This is a genomic window from Streptomyces sp. NPDC030991 (genome assembly GCF_055571235.1).
The window spans coordinates 197,974-214,446 of sequence record NZ_JBVIFR010000014.1; the positions used below are offsets into that span (position 1 = coordinate 197,974).

The following is a 16,473-nucleotide window of genomic DNA, read 5'->3' on the forward strand; positions in this document are numbered from 1 at the left end:
GGCTGGGGGGCTGGGGGGCTGGGGGGGCGTTCGCGCAGTTCCCCGCGCCCCTGAGATGCGCACTTCGCGCGCCCGTGTCCGCCTGCGGCCCGGTGGGGGCTGATCGCGCAGTTCCCCGCGCCCCTGAGATGCGCACTTCGTGCGCCATCTCGTCGGGCCGCTGGGGCTGCGGCGAAGCCACTTGCTCCAGGGGCGCGGGGAACTGCGCGAGAAGCCCCACCGAGCCCGCGGCCGAATCGCAACCTCTCAAGGGGCGCGGGGAACTGCGCGAACAACCCCCACCGGACCCGCGGCCGAAGAACGACCCGCCCAGGGGCGCGGGGAACTGCGCAGGGCCGGCCCAGCCGAGGCGCACCCCCCGTAACGCCGTCAGGCAAGATCAGCCATCTCAGCCGCCGGACAGCGCCCAGCCCCGCCAAACCGACCCGCTACCCTCCAGGACGTGGCTGAGATCCAGATTCCCGCTGACATCAAGCCCGCCGACGGACGTTTCGGCGCTGGCCCCTCCAAGGTGCGTACGGAGGCGTTGGACGCCCTGGCCGCCACCGGTACCTCCCTGCTCGGCACCTCCCACCGCCAGGCCCCGGTCAAGAACCTGGTCGGCCGGGTGCGCGACGGTGTGAAGGACCTGTTCTCCCTCCCCGAGGGGTACGAGGTCATCCTGGGCAACGGCGGCTCCACCGCCTTCTGGGACGTGGCGACGCACGGGCTGATCGACAACAAGTCGCAGCACCTGAACTTCGGCGAGTTCTCCTCCAAGTTCGCGAAGGCGTCCAAGCTGGCCCCGTGGCTGGCCGAGCCGACCGTGATCTCCTCGGACCCGGGCACGCACCCGGAGCCGAAGGCGGAGTCCGGCGTCGACGTCTACGGCCTGACGCACAACGAGACCTCGACGGGTGTCGCCGCCCCGATCAAGCGCGTCGCCGGCGCCGACGAGGGCGCCCTCGTCCTGGTCGACGCCACGTCCGGCGCGGGCGGCCTGCCCGTCGACATCGCCGAGACGGACGTCTACTACTTCGCCCCGCAGAAGTCCTTCGCCTCCGACGGCGGCCTGTGGATCGGCGTCTTCTCCCCGGCCGCGATCGAGCGCGCCGAGCGCATCCACGCGTCCGGCCGGCACGTCCCGGAGTTCTTCTCGCTGCCGACGGCGATCGACAACTCCCGCAAGAACCAGACGTACAACACCCCGGCCCTCGCGACCCTCTTCCTGCTCGCCGAGCAGCTGGACTGGATCAACGGGCAGGGCGGCCTCGCCTGGTCGACGGCGCGGACGAAGGACAGCTCGTCCCGTCTGTACTCGTGGGCCGAGGAGTCGAAGTACGCGACGCCGTTCGTGACGGACGCGGCCAAGCGCTCGCAGGTCATCGGCACGATCGACTTCGCCGACGAGATCGACGCCGCCGCTGTGGCGAAGGTTCTCCGCGCCAACGGCATCGTCGACACCGAGCCGTACCGCAAGCTGGGCCGCAACCAGCTGCGCGTCGCCATGTTCCCGGCGATCGACCCGGCCGACGTGCAGGCGCTGACCGCCTGCGTCGACTACGTCATCGGCCAGCTCTGACCGCTCGGCCGAACCCGTGACCCCGGATCGGTGACCCGGGGCCCGGGGCCCGGAGCCGGACCCGCGACGTATGACGTGTGACGTATCACGTGTGACCCGTGGCCGCCGGAGGGCAGGACTCCCTCCGGCGGCCACGGGTCACTTCGCTGTGACGGCCTCTTCCGCCGTGCCAGTCACTTCCCCTGTCACCGTCGCTTCCGCCATGACCGTCACTTCGCCTTGGGCCGCCGCAACAGCCGCCCGGCCCCGAGCACCGCGATCAGTACGACGGCCGCGCCGACCGCCCCGGCCTTGCCGGTGATCCCGCCGCCGTCGCCACCGCCGTCGCCGGAGCTGCCGCCCTGTCCGCCGGAGCCGCTGCCGCCGTCCGCGCCCTCGACCTCCACGGCCTTGACCGAACTGCCCTGCCCCTCGCTGCCGTAGAGCAGCGTCCTGCCGTCGACGGTGTACGTCACCGACTCGCCCTGCGGCTGCATCGGCACGCTCAACTGGCCCTGCCGCTTGGGCTTCCCGTTGTTCCAGGAGTACGCGACGCCGCCGAAGTAGCCGCGCAGGGCGAGCTGTTTCCCGTCGGGCGAGAAGGCGCCGTCCGTCACCCACAGGTCGATGTCGGCGACCCGCTCGAAGACGTTCGTGGCGGCGGGGTCCAGCGGGTCAGGGCCCGCGTAGAGGCCGCCCCCGTCCTCGTCCTTCTCGACGATGTAGACCCGCCCGGTCTTCGGGTGGACCATCATCGCCTCCGCGTTGCGCGGCCCGTCCGCGTACTTCACGACGTACTGCGTGGCCCGTACGGTCTGGTCGCGCAGCTCCTTCGGCTCGGGCAGCTTGTAGATCCACACGTGGTCCCACCTGCCGCCGAGGTTGTCGCCGATGTCCCCCACGTAGAGGTCGCCGTCGGGGCCGACGGAGACCGCCTCGACGTCGCGCGGGGCGCCGATCCCGGTGAGGGTGAGCGTGGCGACGGTCTTCCCGGTCCGGCCGTCGACGGCGTAGAGGTACGCGCCGTCGTCGCTGTCGTTGTGGGTCCAGTAGACGCCGGGGTGGGCGCGGGAGGCCGCCAGGCCGCTGGACTCGGTGATCCGGGGGTCCTCGATGGTGAACCCGTCGGAGCCGGCCGGCCGGTCGGCGGCCGCGGCGGGACCTGCCACCGAGCCCCACACCAGCACGGCGGCGGCCGCGACCCCACCCACACGCGACGACGCCTTGTACGAACGCATGCCCCCAGCTTGCCAGGCGTGTTCGGTCTCACACGCACGCGGCCCGGGTGATCAACGATGATGAGCGGATGCTCAGGTTCATCTTCGTCGGCGACTCCATGACGATAGGCAGCGCGGGCGAGCACACCTGGCGCCACCGCATGTGGCAGCACCTGCGCGCGACCGGCACCGACTGCGCCTTCGTCGGCCCGCGCACCGCGCTCCACGGCGGCAGCCACGACTACGCCGACCCGGACTTCCCGCAGCACCACTTCGCCGGCTGGGGCGAGGGCTGGCTGCACATGGCGCCGGCCATCGCGGACGCCGTCACCGAGGCCCGCGCCGATGTCCTCCTCATCTCCCTCGGCCTGATCGACCTGGGTTTCTACACGGATGCCGACCAGACCGCGGAGAACGTCCGCCGCTTCATCGCCGGGGCCCGCGCCGCCAACCCGGCCCTGCGCATGGTCGTGCTCCCCGTGATCCCGAACATCCGGGCCGAGTCCGACGCGCCCTTCGCGGCGCAGGTCGCCCACTTCAACACCCTGCTGGCGAAGGCGGTCGCGGACCTCGACGAAGCCCGCTCGCCGCTCCTGCTCGCCTCGGTCCCGGAGTCGTACGACATCCACGCCGACACCTACGACGGCACGCACCCGAACGCCTCCGGCGAGCACAAGCTGGCCTCGGCCTTCGCGGACGCCCTGCACCAGGCGTGGGGCATCGGCGGCCCCTACCGCGCCCCGCTCGCGCCCGCCGTCGTCCGGCCTCGCCCCCGCACGGCTGACGCCCCGTCAATGTCCTGAAACGCTTGCCTAGAGCGCACTCCACGTCCTTGGCTAGGGCCTCATGAAGTACACGCAGCTCGGACGCACAGGACTCAAGGTCAGCCGCCTCGTCCTCGGCACCATGAACTTCGGTCCCGAGACCGACGAGGCCGCCAGCCACGCCATCATGGACGCGGCGCTGGCCGGCGGCATCAACTACTTCGACACCGCGAACGTGTACGGCAGGGCCGAGAACCGGGGCCGTACCGAGGAGATCATCGGCAGCTGGTTCGCGCAGGGCGGCGGCCGGCGCGACAAGACGGTCCTCGCCACCAAGGTCTACGGCAACATGGGGCCCGCCGGCGAAGACGTCTGGCCCAACCACGACCGGCTCAGCGCGGTGAACATCCGCCGCGCCGTCGACGCCAGCCTCCAGCGGCTGCGCACCGACCACATCGACATCTACCAGTTCCACCACATCGACCGGGCCACCCCGTTCGAGGAGATCTGGCAGGCCATCGACGTCCTGATCCAGCAGGGCAAGATCCTCTACGCCGGGTCGTCCAACTTCCCCGGCTACAAGATCGCCCAGGCCAACGAGGCCGCCGCCCGCCACGGCCGCGTCGGCCTCGTCAGCGAGCAGTGCCTCTACAACCTGGCCGAGCGGCGCGCCGAGATGGAGGTCATTCCGGCCGCCCAGGAGTACGGCGTCGGCGTCATCCCGTGGTCCCCGCTCCACGGCGGCCTGCTCGGCGGCGTGCTCAAGAAGGAGAGCGAGGGCAAGCGGCGCAAGGGCGGGCGCAGCGCGAGCTCGCTGGAGAACACAGCGGTGCGCGAGCAGGTCCAGCGCTACGAGGACCTGCTCGACAAGCACGGCATCGAGCCCGGCGAGGCGGCCCTGGCGTGGCTGCTGACCCGGCCCGGGATCACCGGCCCGATCGTCGGCCCGCGCACCCAGGAGCAGCTGGACTCGGCGCTGCGCGCGGTCGACCTCGAACTCGGCGAGGAGGTCCTGACGGAGCTGGACGCGATCTTCCCGGGTCCGGGTCCTTCGCCGGAGGCGTTCGCCTGGTAGAGCGCGCCGGACGCGCGTGCGTGGCGGCGGGTGCGGCCTACGAGCCGACGGCCGCCGCCACGGCCACCACGACGAACATCAGCACAAGCACCCCGGCCATGATCAGGTTCCGCGTCTTCGGGTCCACACTCCGAGCCTAACGCGCGCCCACCGGCATCCGGGCGGCGACCTTCTCGTACGACGGGCGCCACCTCGGCGGGCCGGCCTGCGAGAGAAGGGCCGGACGGAGAACCGTCCGGCCCTTTCGAGGAGCCCGTGCTCGGGCGAGACCGTGCTCAGGCCACCGCGGCGAGCCGCTGCGGGTCGCGCGGCACGAACTGGAGGTGGCGCTCGCCGCGCCGCAGGTCGACCTTGAGGCGCAGGTTCGCCGCGCGGGCCAGCATCAGGCCGACGCCGGCCGCCGCCGCGGCGCAGATCACCCCGCCCAGCATGAAGCTGACGCGCACCCCGTACTGGTCGGCCAGCCAGCCGAAGAGCGGGCCGCCCAGCGGCGTACCGCCGGTGAAGACCATCATGAACAGGGACATGACGCGGCCGCGCATCTCCGGGTCCGTACCCATCTGGACCGTGGAGTTGGCCGTCACGTTGACCGTCAGGCCGAGGATGCCGAGGAGCACGATCAGCGGCGCGAACGCCCAGACACCCGGCGCCCACGCGGCCAGGATCTCCAGGACGCCGAAGCCGATCGCCGCGCCGGCCAGGACCCGCAGGCGGGTCGAGCGACGGCGGGCCGCGAGCAGCGCGCCGGCCAGCGAACCGATCGCCATGAGCGTGTTGAACAGGCCGTACTGGCCGACCCCGCCGTGGAACACGTCATCGGCGTACGCGCTCAGCCAGATCGGGAAGTTGAAGCCGAAGGTGCCGACGAAACCGACGAGCACGATCGGCCAGATCAGTTCGGGGTGGAGCGACACGTACCGCAGCCCCTCCCGGAGCTGGCCCTTGCCGCGCGGGGCCCGCTTGATCTCGTGCAGCTCGCGGGTGCGCATCAGCATCAGGCCGGTGAGCGGCGCGAGGAAGGAGAGGCCGTTGGCGAGGAACGCCCAGCCGGGGCCGACGGCCGCGGTCAGCGCGGAGGCGACGGCGGGGCCGATGAGCCGGGCGGACTGGAAGTTCGCGGAGTTCAGGGAGACGGCGTTGCGGACCTGGTCCGGGCCGACCATCTCGGAGACGAAGGACTGCCGCGTCGGGTTGTCGACGACGGTGACCAGGCCGGTGAAGAACGCGGCTACGTAGACGTGCCACACCTGCACGTTGCCGGAGAGCGTGAGCGCGGCCAGGAACAGACCGGAGAGGCTCATCGCGCCCTGCGTGCAGAAGAGCAGGCTGCGCTTGGCGAAGCGGTCGGCGATGACGCCGCCGTAGAGACCGAAGAGCAGCATCGGCAGGAACTGCATCGCCGTGGTGACACCGACGGCGGTGGAGGAGCCCGTGATGGACAGGACCAGCCAGTCCTGGGTGATGCGGGCCATCCAGGTGCCGGTGTTGGAGACGACTGCCCCGGTCGCGAAGAGGCGGTAGTTGCGTACCTTCAGGCTCGCGAACATCGAGGTCTTGCCGGGACCGTCCTTACGGCGCCTGCGCAGCAGGCCCCGCCAGGGGCGGCGGCTGGGTGACGGGCTGGAGTCGTGGGCGGTTGGTGCGGGGGCGGAGTCTGCTCCGGATCCCGTACTCAAAGTAGGTTCGCCTCCTCGGCGGTCGTCGTGCTCGGTGCTCGGTGCTCGGTCAGAGGTGCGCCAGCTTCTCCAGGACGGGGGCGGCCGCGCGCAGCTTGGCCCAGTCGTCCTCGTCGAGTCCGGCGGTGAGCTCGGCCAGCCACGCGTTCCGCTTGCGGCGGGACTCGGCGAGCATGGCCTCGGCCCGCTCGGTCGACGTGACGACCTTCTGCCGGCGGTCCTCGGGGTGAGGTTCGAGGCCGACCAGTCCCTTGGCTTCCAGGAGGGCGACGATGCGGGTCATCGACGGCGGCTGCACATGCTCCTTGCGGGCCAGCTCGCCCGGGGTCGCCGAGCCACATCCGGCCAGGGTGCCGAGCACCGACATCTCGGTGGGGCTCAGCGATTCGTCGACCCGCTGGTGCTTGAGTCGACGCGACAGGCGCATCACGGCGGAGCGCAGAGAGTTCACGGCGGCTACGTCATCGCCATGGGAGAGGTCCGGCATGTTCGTTAGCGTAACTCATTACTGTGTCTAACTACTACCGGGCGGGCGCACGGTGCCCGTGATTCGCGCCACCGAACCTCTTCGTCACTCGTACGAGTGAGTCGGCTCAAGAAAGTGACGCGCCGGGCGCGGCGTGGCCGCGACCCTATCCGCATGGGATCGACAGTGCTCAGCCTGCGGATAGACGGTGAGCTGCTCGACCGGCTCAAGGGGCATGCCGCGAAAAGGGGAATGAGCGTCCAGGACTATGTGGCCCGGACGCTCGTTCGAGACGACTTCGACGAACGGTTCAAGACATCCGTCGAGGAGACGGAGAGGTTCTACGGGGCGGTCTGAACCCTCAGGACCGCCCCGTGGAGCCGGATCACGTCAGACCGAGAGCCGGCATGAGGTAGTAGAAGGCGAAGACCGCCGCGACCGCGTACATCGCGACCGGCACCTCCTTGGCCCGGCCGGCCACGACGCGCAGCACGGTGAAGGTGATGAAGCCCATGCCGATGCCGTTGGTGATCGAGTACGTGAACGGCATCATCAGCATCGTCACGAACGCCGGGATCGCGATCGTGTAGTCGCTCCAGTCGATGGCGCGGATGCCGCCGGACAGGATCAGGAAGCCGACCGCGAGCAGCGCCGGGGTGGCCGCCTGGGAGGGGACCATCGTGGCGATCGGCGTGAGGAACAGCGCGACCGCGAAGAGGCCGCCGGTGATGACGTTGGCGAAGCCCGTGCGGGCGCCCTCGCCGACGCCGGCCGTGGACTCCACGAAGCAGGTGGTGGCGGAGGCCGAGGAGGCGCCGCCGGCGGCGACGGCGATGCCGTCGATGAAGAGGACCTTGTTCATGCCGGGCATCTGACCGCGCTCGTCGGTCAGGTGCGCCTCGTCGCTGATGCCCATGATCGTGCCCATCGCGTCGAAGAAGCACGACAGCAGCACGGTGAAGACGAAGAGGATGCCGGTCAGCACGCCGACCTTGTGGAAGCCGCCGAACAGGCTGACGTCGCCGACGAGCCCGAAGTCCGGGGTGGAGACCGGGTTGCCGGGCCACTTCGGGGAGGTCAGACCCCACGAGCCCACCTTGGTGACGGCCTCCACGATCACCGCGAGGACGGTCATCACGACGATGGAGATGAGGATGGCGCCCGGCACCTTGCGCACGAGGAGCGCCAGCGTCAGCAGCACACCGAGGACGAAGATCAGCACGGGCCAGCCGTTGAGGTGGCCGTCGGCGCCGAGCTGGAGCGGCACGGTGGTCTGCGCGACGTCCGGCATCCGGGAGACGAAGCCGGAGTCGACGAGGCCGATCAGCATGATGAAGAGGCCGATGCCGATCGCGATGCCCTTGCGCAGGCCGAGCGGCACGGCGTTCATGACGCGCTCGCGCAGACCGGTGGCGACGAGGAGCATCACCACGAAGCCCGCGAGGACGACCATGCCCATCGCGTCCGGCCACGACATGCGCGGCGCGAGCTGGAGGGCGACGACCGTGTTGACCCCGAGGCCGGCTGCGAGCGCGATCGGGACGTTGCCGATGACGCCCATGAGCAGCGTGGTGAACGCGGCGGTCAGCGCGGTCGCGGTGACCAGCTGGCCGTTGTCGAGCTGATGCCCGTACATGTCCTTCGCGCTGCCGAGGATGATCGGGTTCAGCACGATGATGTAGGCCATCGCGAAGAACGTGGCGAAGCCGCCTCGCACCTCACGGCCGACCGTCGAGCCGCGCTCGGAGATCTTGAAGTAACGGTCGAAGCCGTTCTTCGGCGCCGACGGCGGCTGTTCGTTGGCATCGACCGGGGCGGTGGCCGAAGTGGACATGGGTGACCTCAGCGGATTCGGAGCGGTGGTTCTGCGGACGGGAACGCGATCGAGTCTGGGCCTCGTGTGATCACGAACCGGTTTCCCCGATGTTTCCGTTGGCATTTCGTACGAACAGAAGTGGCCAGACTCAGGCCGTTTCAGTATGAACATATGAGGCCGAAATCGCTATCTCCGCGCGTAGACCCTTGCGGCACTTGGGTGAGGAGGGGGCCGGGCGGGTTCCGGCGGGCCCCGGATCCGCGCACTCGTAAACTGTGCACATGGCTGCGTCTTCCACGGGATTCCCGAAGCACGAGGCACCCGAACCCCTGGAGGGTCCCGTGGTCGCCACCATCACCGGCGGAACGATCCTGTGGTTCGTCCTCTTCCTCGTCCAGCTGCCGTTCTACGGCTGGTTCGCCGACCACGACCGGACCTGGTGGGTGTGGACGTGCCTGGCCGGGGCCGGACTGGGCCTCATCGGCATCTGGTACGTCCGGGGGCGCGACGCCGCGATCAAACGTTCCGCCGCGGCGGACCCCTCCTAGCGGACCCGGCGGGCGCCTTCCAGGGCCGGACGGACTCCTCCTAGGGGATCCGCGGCCTCCTCCTGGGGGGGCTTCTCCGGGGCTCCCGAGGGGATTTCCGGGGCGCCGCACGCCGGTATCGCCCTTAGTGTCGGTTCCATGACGCACATCGACGCGGGTGCCGAACTGGATCCGGTGCACCCGGTGCCCGTTCCGGAGCGGGCGAGGGGGCTCACCGGCGCCGAGGTCGCGGAGCGCGTCGCCCGCGGCGAGGTCAACGACGTACCCGTGCGCAGCTCGCGCTCGCTCACCGAGATCGTCCGCGCGAACGTCTTCACCCGGTTCAACGCGATCATCGGCGTGCTCTGGGTGATCATGCTCTGCGTCGCGCCGATCCAGGACAGCCTCTTCGGCTTCGTGATCCTCGCCAACACCGGCATCGGCATCATCCAGGAATGGCGCGCCAAGCAGACCCTGGACGCGCTCGCCGTGGTCGGCGAGGTCCGGCCGACGGTACGCCGCGACGGGGCCGCCACCGAGGTCGCCACCTCCGACATCGTGCTCGGCGACCTGATCGAGGTCGGCCCCGGCGACCGCGTCGTCGTCGACGGCACCTGCGCCGAGGCCGACGGCCTGGAGATCGACGAATCGCTGCTGACCGGTGAGGCCGACCCGGTCGTGAAACGCCCCGGCGACCCGGTCATGTCGGGCTCGTTCGTGGTCGCGGGCGGCGGCGCGTTCACCGCGACGAAGGTCGGGCGCGAGGCGTACGCCGCGCAACTCGCCGAAGAGGCCAGCCGGTTCACCCTCGTCCACTCCGAGCTGCGCTCCGGCATCTCCACCATCCTCAAGTACGTGCAGTGGATGATGATCCCGACCGCGATCGGCCTGGTCATCAGCCAGCTCGTCGTCAAGGAACACGGGTTCAAGGACTCCATCGCCCGCACCGTCGGCGGCATCGTACCGATGGTCCCCGAGGGCCTCGTCCTGCTCACCTCCGTCGCCTTCGCCATCGGCGTCATCCGCCTCGGCCGCAAGCAGTGCCTCGTGCAGGAACTGCCCGCCATCGAGGGGCTGGCCCGCGTCGACACGGTCTGCCTCGACAAGACGGGCACGCTCACCGAGGGCGGTATGGACATCGCCGGGCTGCGCACGCTCGGCGGCGCCGACGAGGAGTACGTCCACCAGGTCCTCGGCGCGCTCGGCGGATCCGACCCGCGCCCCAACGCCTCGCTCCAAGCCGTCATCGACGCCTACCCGGACAGCGGGCAGTGGCGCTGCACCCAGGCGCTGCCCTTCTCCTCCGCCCGCAAGTACAGCGGCGCCGCCTTCGCGGAGGGCGACGGGACCAGCAGCGCCTGGCTGCTCGGCGCCCCCGACGTGCTGCTGCCCGACGGCGACCCGGCCCTCGCCGAGACCGAGGAGCTCAACCAGCGGGGCCTGCGCGTGCTGCTCCTCGCCCGCGTCGACAAGGACCTGGACGACCCGCGCGTGAAGGAGGGCGCCGAGCCGGCCGCCCTCGTCGTCCTGGAGCAGCGGCTGCGCCCCGACGCGGCCGACACGCTGCGTTACTTCGCCGAGCAGGACGTCAGCGCCAAGGTCGTCTCCGGCGACAACGCCGTCTCCGTCGGCGCGGTCGCCGCCAAGCTCGGCCTGAGCGGCGCGGAGCACACCGTCGACGCCCGGACGCTGCCCGAGGACCGGTCGGAGATGGCCGACGCGCTGGACGCGGGCACGGTCTTCGGCCGGGTCACCCCGCAGCAGAAGCGGGACATGGTGGGTGCGCTCCAGTCCCACGGGCACACCGTCGCGATGACCGGCGACGGCGTCAACGACGTGCTCGCCCTCAAGGACGCCGACATCGGTGTCTCGATGGGCTCGGGCTCGGAGGCGACCCGGGCCGTCGCCCAGATCGTGCTGCTCGACAACAGCTTCGCGACCCTGCCCTCGGTCGTCGCCGAGGGCCGGCGCGTCATCGGCAACATCACCCGCGTGGCGACGCTGTTCCTGGTCAAGACCGTCTACTCGGTGATCCTGGCGCTGCTCGTGGTCTGCTGCCAGGTCGAGTACCCGTTCCTGCCGCGGCACTTGACGCTGCTGTCGACGCTGACGATCGGCGTCCCCGCGTTCTTCCTGGCCCTCGCGCCGAACAAGGAACGCGCCGAGCCGCACTTCGTGAGACGGGTCATGCGGTACGCGATCCCGGGCGGGGCCGTCGCGGGGCTCGCCACCTTCGCGATGTACATGATCGCCCGGCACTTCTACCGGGGCTCGGGGGCGCTGGACGCGGAGACCAGTTCGGCGACGCTGACCCTGTTCCTGATCTCGATGTGGGTACTCGCCATCATCGCCCGCCCGTACACCTGGTGGCGGGTGTGTCTGGTGGTGGCGATGGGGCTCGGGTTCCTGCTGGTCCTGGTGGTGCCGTGGCTCCAGGACTTCTTCGCGCTGAAACTGGTGGGCTCCACCATGCCGTGGACGGCGGTGGGGGTCGCGGCGGTCGCGGCGGTCGTCCTGGAACTCCTGTGGAGGTGGATCGGCCGCCGCTTCGCCGTCTGACGTCGCTGCTCCCGGGGCAGGCGAGACTTTCGAAACACGCCCTAGTCGAACCAGCGGTCCCGCGCCAGCTCCGCCGTGCGGGACGGGTCCTCCAGGAGGGCCGCCACCTCGAACCGCCGCGGCCACTGCCCCGCCGCCCACGCGAGCCCGGCGGCGACGCCCTCCAGGGTCGCCGCGTGCACGGTGCCGTCGGGGGCGCGGCGCCAGTCGACCTCGGTCCCGGCGGCGTACAGCTCCTCGTGCTCGACGTACGAGTCCGGGGTCGCGGGCCCGAGGAGGGTGCGCACGGGGTCGGGCACCGGGTGCGTGATCCCGTCGCCCGTCACCTCGGCGTCGACGACGGCGCTCAGGCGGTGCACCTGGAAGAGCTCGGCGAGGTCCGCGGCCCCGGCCGGGGCGACCGGCAGCAGCGCCCGTCCGGCGGCGAGCGGGAGCAGGTCGGGGGCGTCGGCGACGTACGCGTCCCGGGCGTCCACGACGACCACGGCGCCGTCCCGCACCGCGCGCACCTCGTCCGGCAGTGTGACCTGTTCGGGGTCGAGCCCGGCCAGGGCGCCGTAGATGGCGTGGAGTTGGGCCTGGGTCACCTCACGGTCCGGGTCGGCGAGGCGGTCGAGGAGTTCGGCGGCGCCGCCGGGCTCGTCGAGCAGCGCGGCGACGGAGGTGCGTACCCCCAGGGAGCGCAGCACCTGCTCGTCGTCGAAGCCGCCGGCGTCGGCGGACTCGTACAGGCCGACGAGGAGCGGGTCCGTGCCCTCGGCGCGCAGTCCGGCGGGGCGGCGGCCGTCCAGGACCGGATTGCCGCGCAGCCACCAGGCCGTGTACGGGCGGACGAGTTCGTGGGTGCCGTCGGGCAGCAGGACCCGGACGGGCTGGGTGAGGGCGTCGCGCAGCGGCGGCCGTGACAGCAGGGCGAGCGCCTGCGGCCAGCGGTCCTCGTCGACCAGGTCGAGGTCGCGGACGGCGACCAGTTCGGTGGCGACGGGCGGCACGGGCGTGTCGGGCAGCTGGTCGAGGACGTCCTCGCACCACACGTCGACGGCGTCGAGCAGGCCGGGGTCGTCGGGCTCGGGGAAGTCGCTGTCGCGCGGGTCGAGTTCATCGGGGTCGAGGACCACATCGGTGGCGCGGACCAGGGCGAAGGTGGCGAGCACCCCGCAGGCGGCGAGCGGCTGTTCACCCCACCGCCCGGCCAGCTCCTCGTCGACGTAGGGGAGTTCGCCCTCGCGGACGACGGAGGCGAGCGGGCCGTTCGGCAGCAGGAGTTCGGCGGCGGGCGCGAGTTCGCCGTTCTCGTCGGGCAGCGCGAGGGCGCCGAGCCACGGTTCGTCGCCGGGGCCGAGGTGGGCGTCGCGCACCAGGGTGAGGACGACGTCGGCGAGTTCGTCGACGCTCAGGGTGCCTTCGTCGTCCCAGGCGGGCTCGTCGTCCAGGGACGCGGCGACGGCGGCCCGCAGCTGCGGGGTGAGCAGGACGGCGCGGGGCGTGGCGGGCAGCGCGCCCAGCTTCTCCAGGAGGGGGTGGACGGCGTCGGGGTGGGCGACCTTGAGGCCGAGCCGGGCGAGGGCGTCGCCGGGCACCGCCGACGCCTCGCCGGTGGGCAGCAGCACCTGGCGCGGCCCGATGACGGTCCGGCCGCCGGCGAGCGGCACGGGGAGCCCGGTGAGCCGGTCGGGGTCGACCCCGGCCAGCGAGTCGTAGAGCCGCCGCCACCAGCCGGGGTCCTTCTCCAAGCCGGCCAGCCGGTCGATCGCCTCGGTCAGCGGGACCCGCGCGACGCCCACCGTGCGCAGCTCCGCGCGGCGTTCGAGCCCGGCGGGCAGCAGGCTGGGCAGCACCTCGGCGAGGACGCGCACGGTGTCGGCGCCGACCCCCTCGACGACCTCGGCGTCGCGTGGCCTGAGGGCGACGGGCCGCTCGTCGTCCTCGTCACCGCCGTCGGCGGCGGCGGGTTCGAGCGCGGGCGGCAGGAACGCGGTGCGGGGCAGGCGTTGCAGGATCGCGGCCCGCAGCACACCGTCCAGCTCGCTCTTGCCGAGCGGCCCGGGCACGAGGTCGAGGATGCCGGTCCCCACGGGCCGCCAGTCGCCGAGGAGTTCGGCGTACGCGTCGGCGGCCCGCTCGGTGAGGAACCCGGTGAGCGGCCCCGGCGCGACGTGCCGCCGCGCGGTGTCGAGCGGGAACGAGCCGATGAGCAGCGCGGGCACGCCGAGGGCCTCGTCGCTCGGGGTGGGGGCGTAGAGCACGGGCGCGCTGCGGGGCCGTCGCGGGGCGCCCTCGTCGTCGACGGGCACGGCCCAGGTGACGGACCAGTGGGGGCGCAGCCGCTCCTCGACGGGCCGGTCGGCGAGGAGGTCGGGGGTGAGGGCGCCGGACCGGGTGACGGTGCGCCAGCGCAGGTCGGCGGGGTCACGGGCGTCGTCGGAGATCACCGTGTACGTGTCCACGGTGCGGCGGCGCAGCAGGCGCGTCCCCGCGTCCGTGGTGACGCTGACCTCCGCGAGGCCGGGCAGGGCGAGCAGCAGCGTGTCGTCCACGTCGTCGAGCAGCCGGGCCGCGAGCGCCTCCGCCGCCTCGTCGCGCAGCGGCATGATCACGACGGTGTCGTACGACTCGGGGGCCTGTCCCTCGGCGGCGAACGGCAGGCGCAGCAGCGGGACGTGGCCGTCCCTGCGGCGCAGTTCGTCACCGAGCGCGGGGCTGTGCCGGGCGGCGTCGGCGGCGGCGACGCGCGCCTCCCCGAGGGACCACCGCACTCCCCCGGTACGCCCGACGACGGCCGGCTCGTCGCTGACGGCGAGCACGGCGGCGAACCCGACACCGAACCGGCCCACGGCGCCCACAGCCCCGGCAGTCCCCGCAGCCTCTTCGGCAGAGTCCCGCTTCGCGGACGCCCGCAGCGTGGACAGCGACTCGACCCCGGCGGCGTCCAGCGGCGCCCCCGTGTTCGCGGCCGCCAGGACCCCGCCGCGCAGGGTGAGCGCGAGCCGTCCCTCGACGCCAGCGCGGGCGGCGGCGTCGGCGGCGTTCTGCGCCAGCTCGATAACGAGCCTGTCCCGGTAGCCGCCGAGCGCGAGGTCCTCCTCGGCGTTGGCGTCCTCCCGGAACCGCGCCGCGCTCCCGGTCCAGGCGTCCAGCACCCCGCGCCGCAATCTGGCGGTGCCGAACGGGTCGATGCCCTCCGGTGCCGGCCACGCGATCTTGCTGACGCTCACGGGTGTCTCCTCTGGGGGGCGGCTGATCGATCGGCCCGAACGGTATCGCGGCGCTCGCGGGGGCCCGTCCGGCGCGTCGCCGGGTGCGGCCCGGTGGGGGCTGATCCGGCGCGTCGCCGGGTGCGGCCCGGTGGGGGCTGATCCGGCGCGTCGCCGGGTGCGGCCCGGTGGGGGCTGGTCCGGCGCATCGCCGGGTGCGGGTTTCGACGGGGCTGGTCGCGCAGTTCCCCGCGCCCCTGAAAGGCGCACTGCGCGCGCCCTCATGCGGCTCCGCCGCGTGGGCGCGATCTGCCCCCACCGGGCCGCACCCGGTACACGACGGCCGGGCTACGAGTGGCCCAGATCCTCCGCGCCGTCGGTCGGGGCCGCACCGACCGACCCCGCGTCCGCCTCCGGGCGGAGCGGGAACGCGTCGACGCGCGTCTCGTCGATCACCGGCGGAGCGGGTCGCGGCGCCTTCGGCATGACCGCGGCCTCCGAGTGCCCGCCGCACCCGTACGCCAGGGAGACCACATGCCCGTCGGCCGGCGAGAACTCGTTCGCGCAGGCCCCGAACGCCTGGCCGAGCGAACCGCCGATCGGGGCGAGGAACCCGCACGAGACACACGTCGCCGGGGCGGCCTGCGCCATCGGGGTCTTCGCGCCGAACGACTCCTCCCAGCGGTCGGCCGCGATGTGCAGGCCGTAGCGCGAGAGAACCCGCGCCCGGCGCATGCCCAGCTCCTCCGCCACCGCGGCGATCGAGCCGCGGGTCGGGACGACGGGCAGCTCCGACACCGGCCCCGCGGTCACCTCGACGTCCTCGGCCTCGACCAGCTCGGCCAGCTCGTCGGAGTAGAGCGCGTTCGGCGGTGGCGCGTCCTCGCCGGAGTAGCCCGGCTCCAGCCGCAGATCGTCGGCCTCGGTGGGCAGCAGATCGCCCGGGCCCATGTCGCCGGGGCGCAGCCGCTCGCTCCACGGCACCCATTCGGGGGCGAGGAGGGAGTCGGGTCCTGGCAGCAGCACCGTCTCGTCGAGCGTGACGTGCTTGGCCCGCGAGGCCCGGGCCACGGTCACGGCCCAGCGCCATCCGCGGTAGCCGAACTCCTTGCACTCGAAAAGGTGGGTGACGACACGGTCACCCTCGACGACGATCTCGACGTGCTCGCCGACCACACCGGGCGCGGCGGCCTCCTCGGCCGCTGTCCGGGCGAGGTCGACCGCCTCGGCGCACAGGCGGTCGGGGGTGCGGCTTCGCGTTGTCGCTGCGCTCACAGGTATCGCTTCTCTCCTACGCCGTCTCTCGAGTGCGCCATCCTGTGTGCGGGAGCGCGGACGGAGCGGACCGGAGGGCCGCGTCGACGTCCGCACCCGACGTTCCGGGCGCACCTACGTCATCCATTCTGCGGGATGGCCGAGAGGCGCGCGGCCGATAACAACCGCCGCGGGCGCGCTACGCACGCTACCTCCTTCGGCGCCTCGCGCCCACACCGACGTACGAGCCGCACGTGACGCGAAAGCAGACCCGCGCACCCATATCGGCACTAGGCCGTTTCTGATGGCTCTTGGTGTGCTGGGTGGATCTTTTGGTCGGGTGGGAAGTGGCTTCGTATGGTGCGACGACATGAACTCACCGACG

At 72.1% G+C, this 16,473-nt stretch carries 12 protein-coding genes; 6 read left to right on the forward strand and 6 right to left on the reverse strand.

Going from position 1 to position 16,473, the window contains the following annotated elements:
* The first annotated feature begins 442 nt into the window (after positions 1 to 442).
* Positions 443 to 1,561, forward strand: a complete 1,119-nt coding sequence (gene serC / locus ACZ45E_RS26100) for a phosphoserine transaminase (protein WP_468224664.1) — start codon at positions 443 to 445, stop codon at positions 1,559 to 1,561.
* 209 nt (positions 1,562 to 1,770) lie between these two features.
* On the opposite strand, the gene ACZ45E_RS26105 is transcribed toward serC, so the two are convergent.
* Positions 1,771 to 2,778: a WD40 repeat domain-containing protein gene (locus ACZ45E_RS26105; RefSeq protein ID WP_468224667.1), complete on the reverse strand. Its 1,008-nt coding sequence runs from the start codon at positions 2,776 to 2,778 to the stop codon at positions 1,771 to 1,773.
* A 68-nt stretch (positions 2,779 to 2,846) separates the two neighbouring features.
* Here ACZ45E_RS26105 and ACZ45E_RS26110 point away from each other — a divergent pair, with 68 nt between their 5' ends.
* On the forward strand, positions 2,847 to 3,560 hold the full coding sequence (locus ACZ45E_RS26110) for an SGNH/GDSL hydrolase family protein (RefSeq protein ID WP_468224669.1): 714 nt from the start codon (positions 2,847 to 2,849) through the stop codon (positions 3,558 to 3,560).
* 43 nt (positions 3,561 to 3,603) lie between these two features.
* The gene (locus tag ACZ45E_RS26115) at positions 3,604 to 4,596 is read left to right on the forward strand and encodes an aldo/keto reductase (protein ID WP_468224672.1); all 993 of its coding nucleotides are present in this window, start codon (positions 3,604 to 3,606) and stop codon (positions 4,594 to 4,596) included.
* Between the two features lie 275 nt (positions 4,597 to 4,871).
* On the opposite strand, the gene ACZ45E_RS26120 is transcribed toward ACZ45E_RS26115, so the two are convergent.
* Together ACZ45E_RS26120 and ACZ45E_RS26125 are read right to left on the reverse strand one after the other, a co-directional pair.
* Entirely contained in the window at positions 4,872 to 6,272 is a 1,401-nt protein-coding gene (locus tag ACZ45E_RS26120; protein ID WP_468224674.1) for an MFS transporter, read from the reverse strand.
* A gap of 49 nt (positions 6,273 to 6,321) precedes the next feature.
* Positions 6,322 to 6,759 carry a MarR family winged helix-turn-helix transcriptional regulator gene (locus ACZ45E_RS26125; protein ID WP_468224676.1) on the reverse strand — a complete coding sequence of 146 codons (438 nt, stop codon included), beginning with the start codon at positions 6,757 to 6,759 and terminating at the stop codon, positions 6,322 to 6,324.
* A gap of 153 nt (positions 6,760 to 6,912) precedes the next feature.
* On the opposite strand from ACZ45E_RS26125, the gene ACZ45E_RS26130 reads away from it, so the two are divergent.
* Positions 6,913 to 7,095, forward strand: a complete 183-nt coding sequence (locus tag ACZ45E_RS26130; protein WP_468224679.1) for a ribbon-helix-helix protein, CopG family — start codon at positions 6,913 to 6,915, stop codon at positions 7,093 to 7,095.
* 28 nt (positions 7,096 to 7,123) lie between these two features.
* Here the strand turns inward: ACZ45E_RS26130 and ACZ45E_RS26135 are convergent, their stop codons facing one another.
* The gene (locus ACZ45E_RS26135; protein ID WP_468224681.1) at positions 7,124 to 8,572 is read right to left on the reverse strand and encodes an NCS2 family permease; all 1,449 of its coding nucleotides are present in this window, start codon (positions 8,570 to 8,572) and stop codon (positions 7,124 to 7,126) included.
* Positions 8,573 to 8,835: 263 nt separating this feature from the next.
* Here ACZ45E_RS26135 and ACZ45E_RS26140 point away from each other — a divergent pair, with 263 nt between their 5' ends.
* Positions 8,836 to 9,102, forward strand: coding sequence for a DUF2530 domain-containing protein (locus ACZ45E_RS26140; RefSeq protein ID WP_468224684.1), 267 nt, complete (start codon positions 8,836 to 8,838; stop codon positions 9,100 to 9,102).
* A 138-nt stretch (positions 9,103 to 9,240) separates the two neighbouring features.
* Positions 9,241 to 11,640, forward strand: a complete 2,400-nt coding sequence (locus tag ACZ45E_RS26145) for an HAD-IC family P-type ATPase (RefSeq protein ID WP_468224687.1) — start codon at positions 9,241 to 9,243, stop codon at positions 11,638 to 11,640.
* A 41-nt stretch (positions 11,641 to 11,681) separates the two neighbouring features.
* On the opposite strand, the gene ACZ45E_RS26150 is transcribed toward ACZ45E_RS26145, so the two are convergent.
* Together ACZ45E_RS26150 and ACZ45E_RS26155 are read right to left on the reverse strand one after the other, a co-directional pair.
* The gene (locus ACZ45E_RS26150; protein WP_468224689.1) at positions 11,682 to 14,855 is read right to left on the reverse strand and encodes a sacsin N-terminal ATP-binding-like domain-containing protein; all 3,174 of its coding nucleotides are present in this window, start codon (positions 14,853 to 14,855) and stop codon (positions 11,682 to 11,684) included.
* Positions 14,856 to 15,182: 327 nt separating this feature from the next.
* On the reverse strand, positions 15,183 to 16,109 hold the full coding sequence (locus tag ACZ45E_RS26155; protein WP_468224691.1) for a DUF3027 domain-containing protein: 927 nt from the start codon (positions 16,107 to 16,109) through the stop codon (positions 15,183 to 15,185).
* Between the last annotated feature and the right edge of the window lie 364 nt (positions 16,110 to 16,473).

Bases quoted from the DNA above. Each gene is read 5' to 3' on its own strand.
- ACZ45E_RS26105 (WP_468224667.1), bottom strand. From the start codon at position 2,778: ATGCGTTCGTACAAGGCGTCGTCGCGTGTGGGTGGGGTCGCGGCCGCC.
- ACZ45E_RS26110 (WP_468224669.1), top strand. From the start codon at position 2,847: ATGCTCAGGTTCATCTTCGTCGGCGACTCCATGACGATAGGCAGCGCG.
- ACZ45E_RS26115 (WP_468224672.1), top strand. From the start codon at position 3,604: ATGAAGTACACGCAGCTCGGACGCACAGGACTCAAGGTCAGCCGCCTC.
- ACZ45E_RS26125 (WP_468224676.1), bottom strand. From the start codon at position 6,759: ATGCCGGACCTCTCCCATGGCGATGACGTAGCCGCCGTGAACTCTCTG.
- ACZ45E_RS26130 (WP_468224679.1), top strand. From the start codon at position 6,913: ATGGGATCGACAGTGCTCAGCCTGCGGATAGACGGTGAGCTGCTCGAC.
- ACZ45E_RS26135 (WP_468224681.1), bottom strand. From the start codon at position 8,572: ATGTCCACTTCGGCCACCGCCCCGGTCGATGCCAACGAACAGCCGCCG.
- ACZ45E_RS26140 (WP_468224684.1), top strand. From the start codon at position 8,836: ATGGCTGCGTCTTCCACGGGATTCCCGAAGCACGAGGCACCCGAACCC.
- ACZ45E_RS26145 (WP_468224687.1), top strand. From the start codon at position 9,241: ATGACGCACATCGACGCGGGTGCCGAACTGGATCCGGTGCACCCGGTG.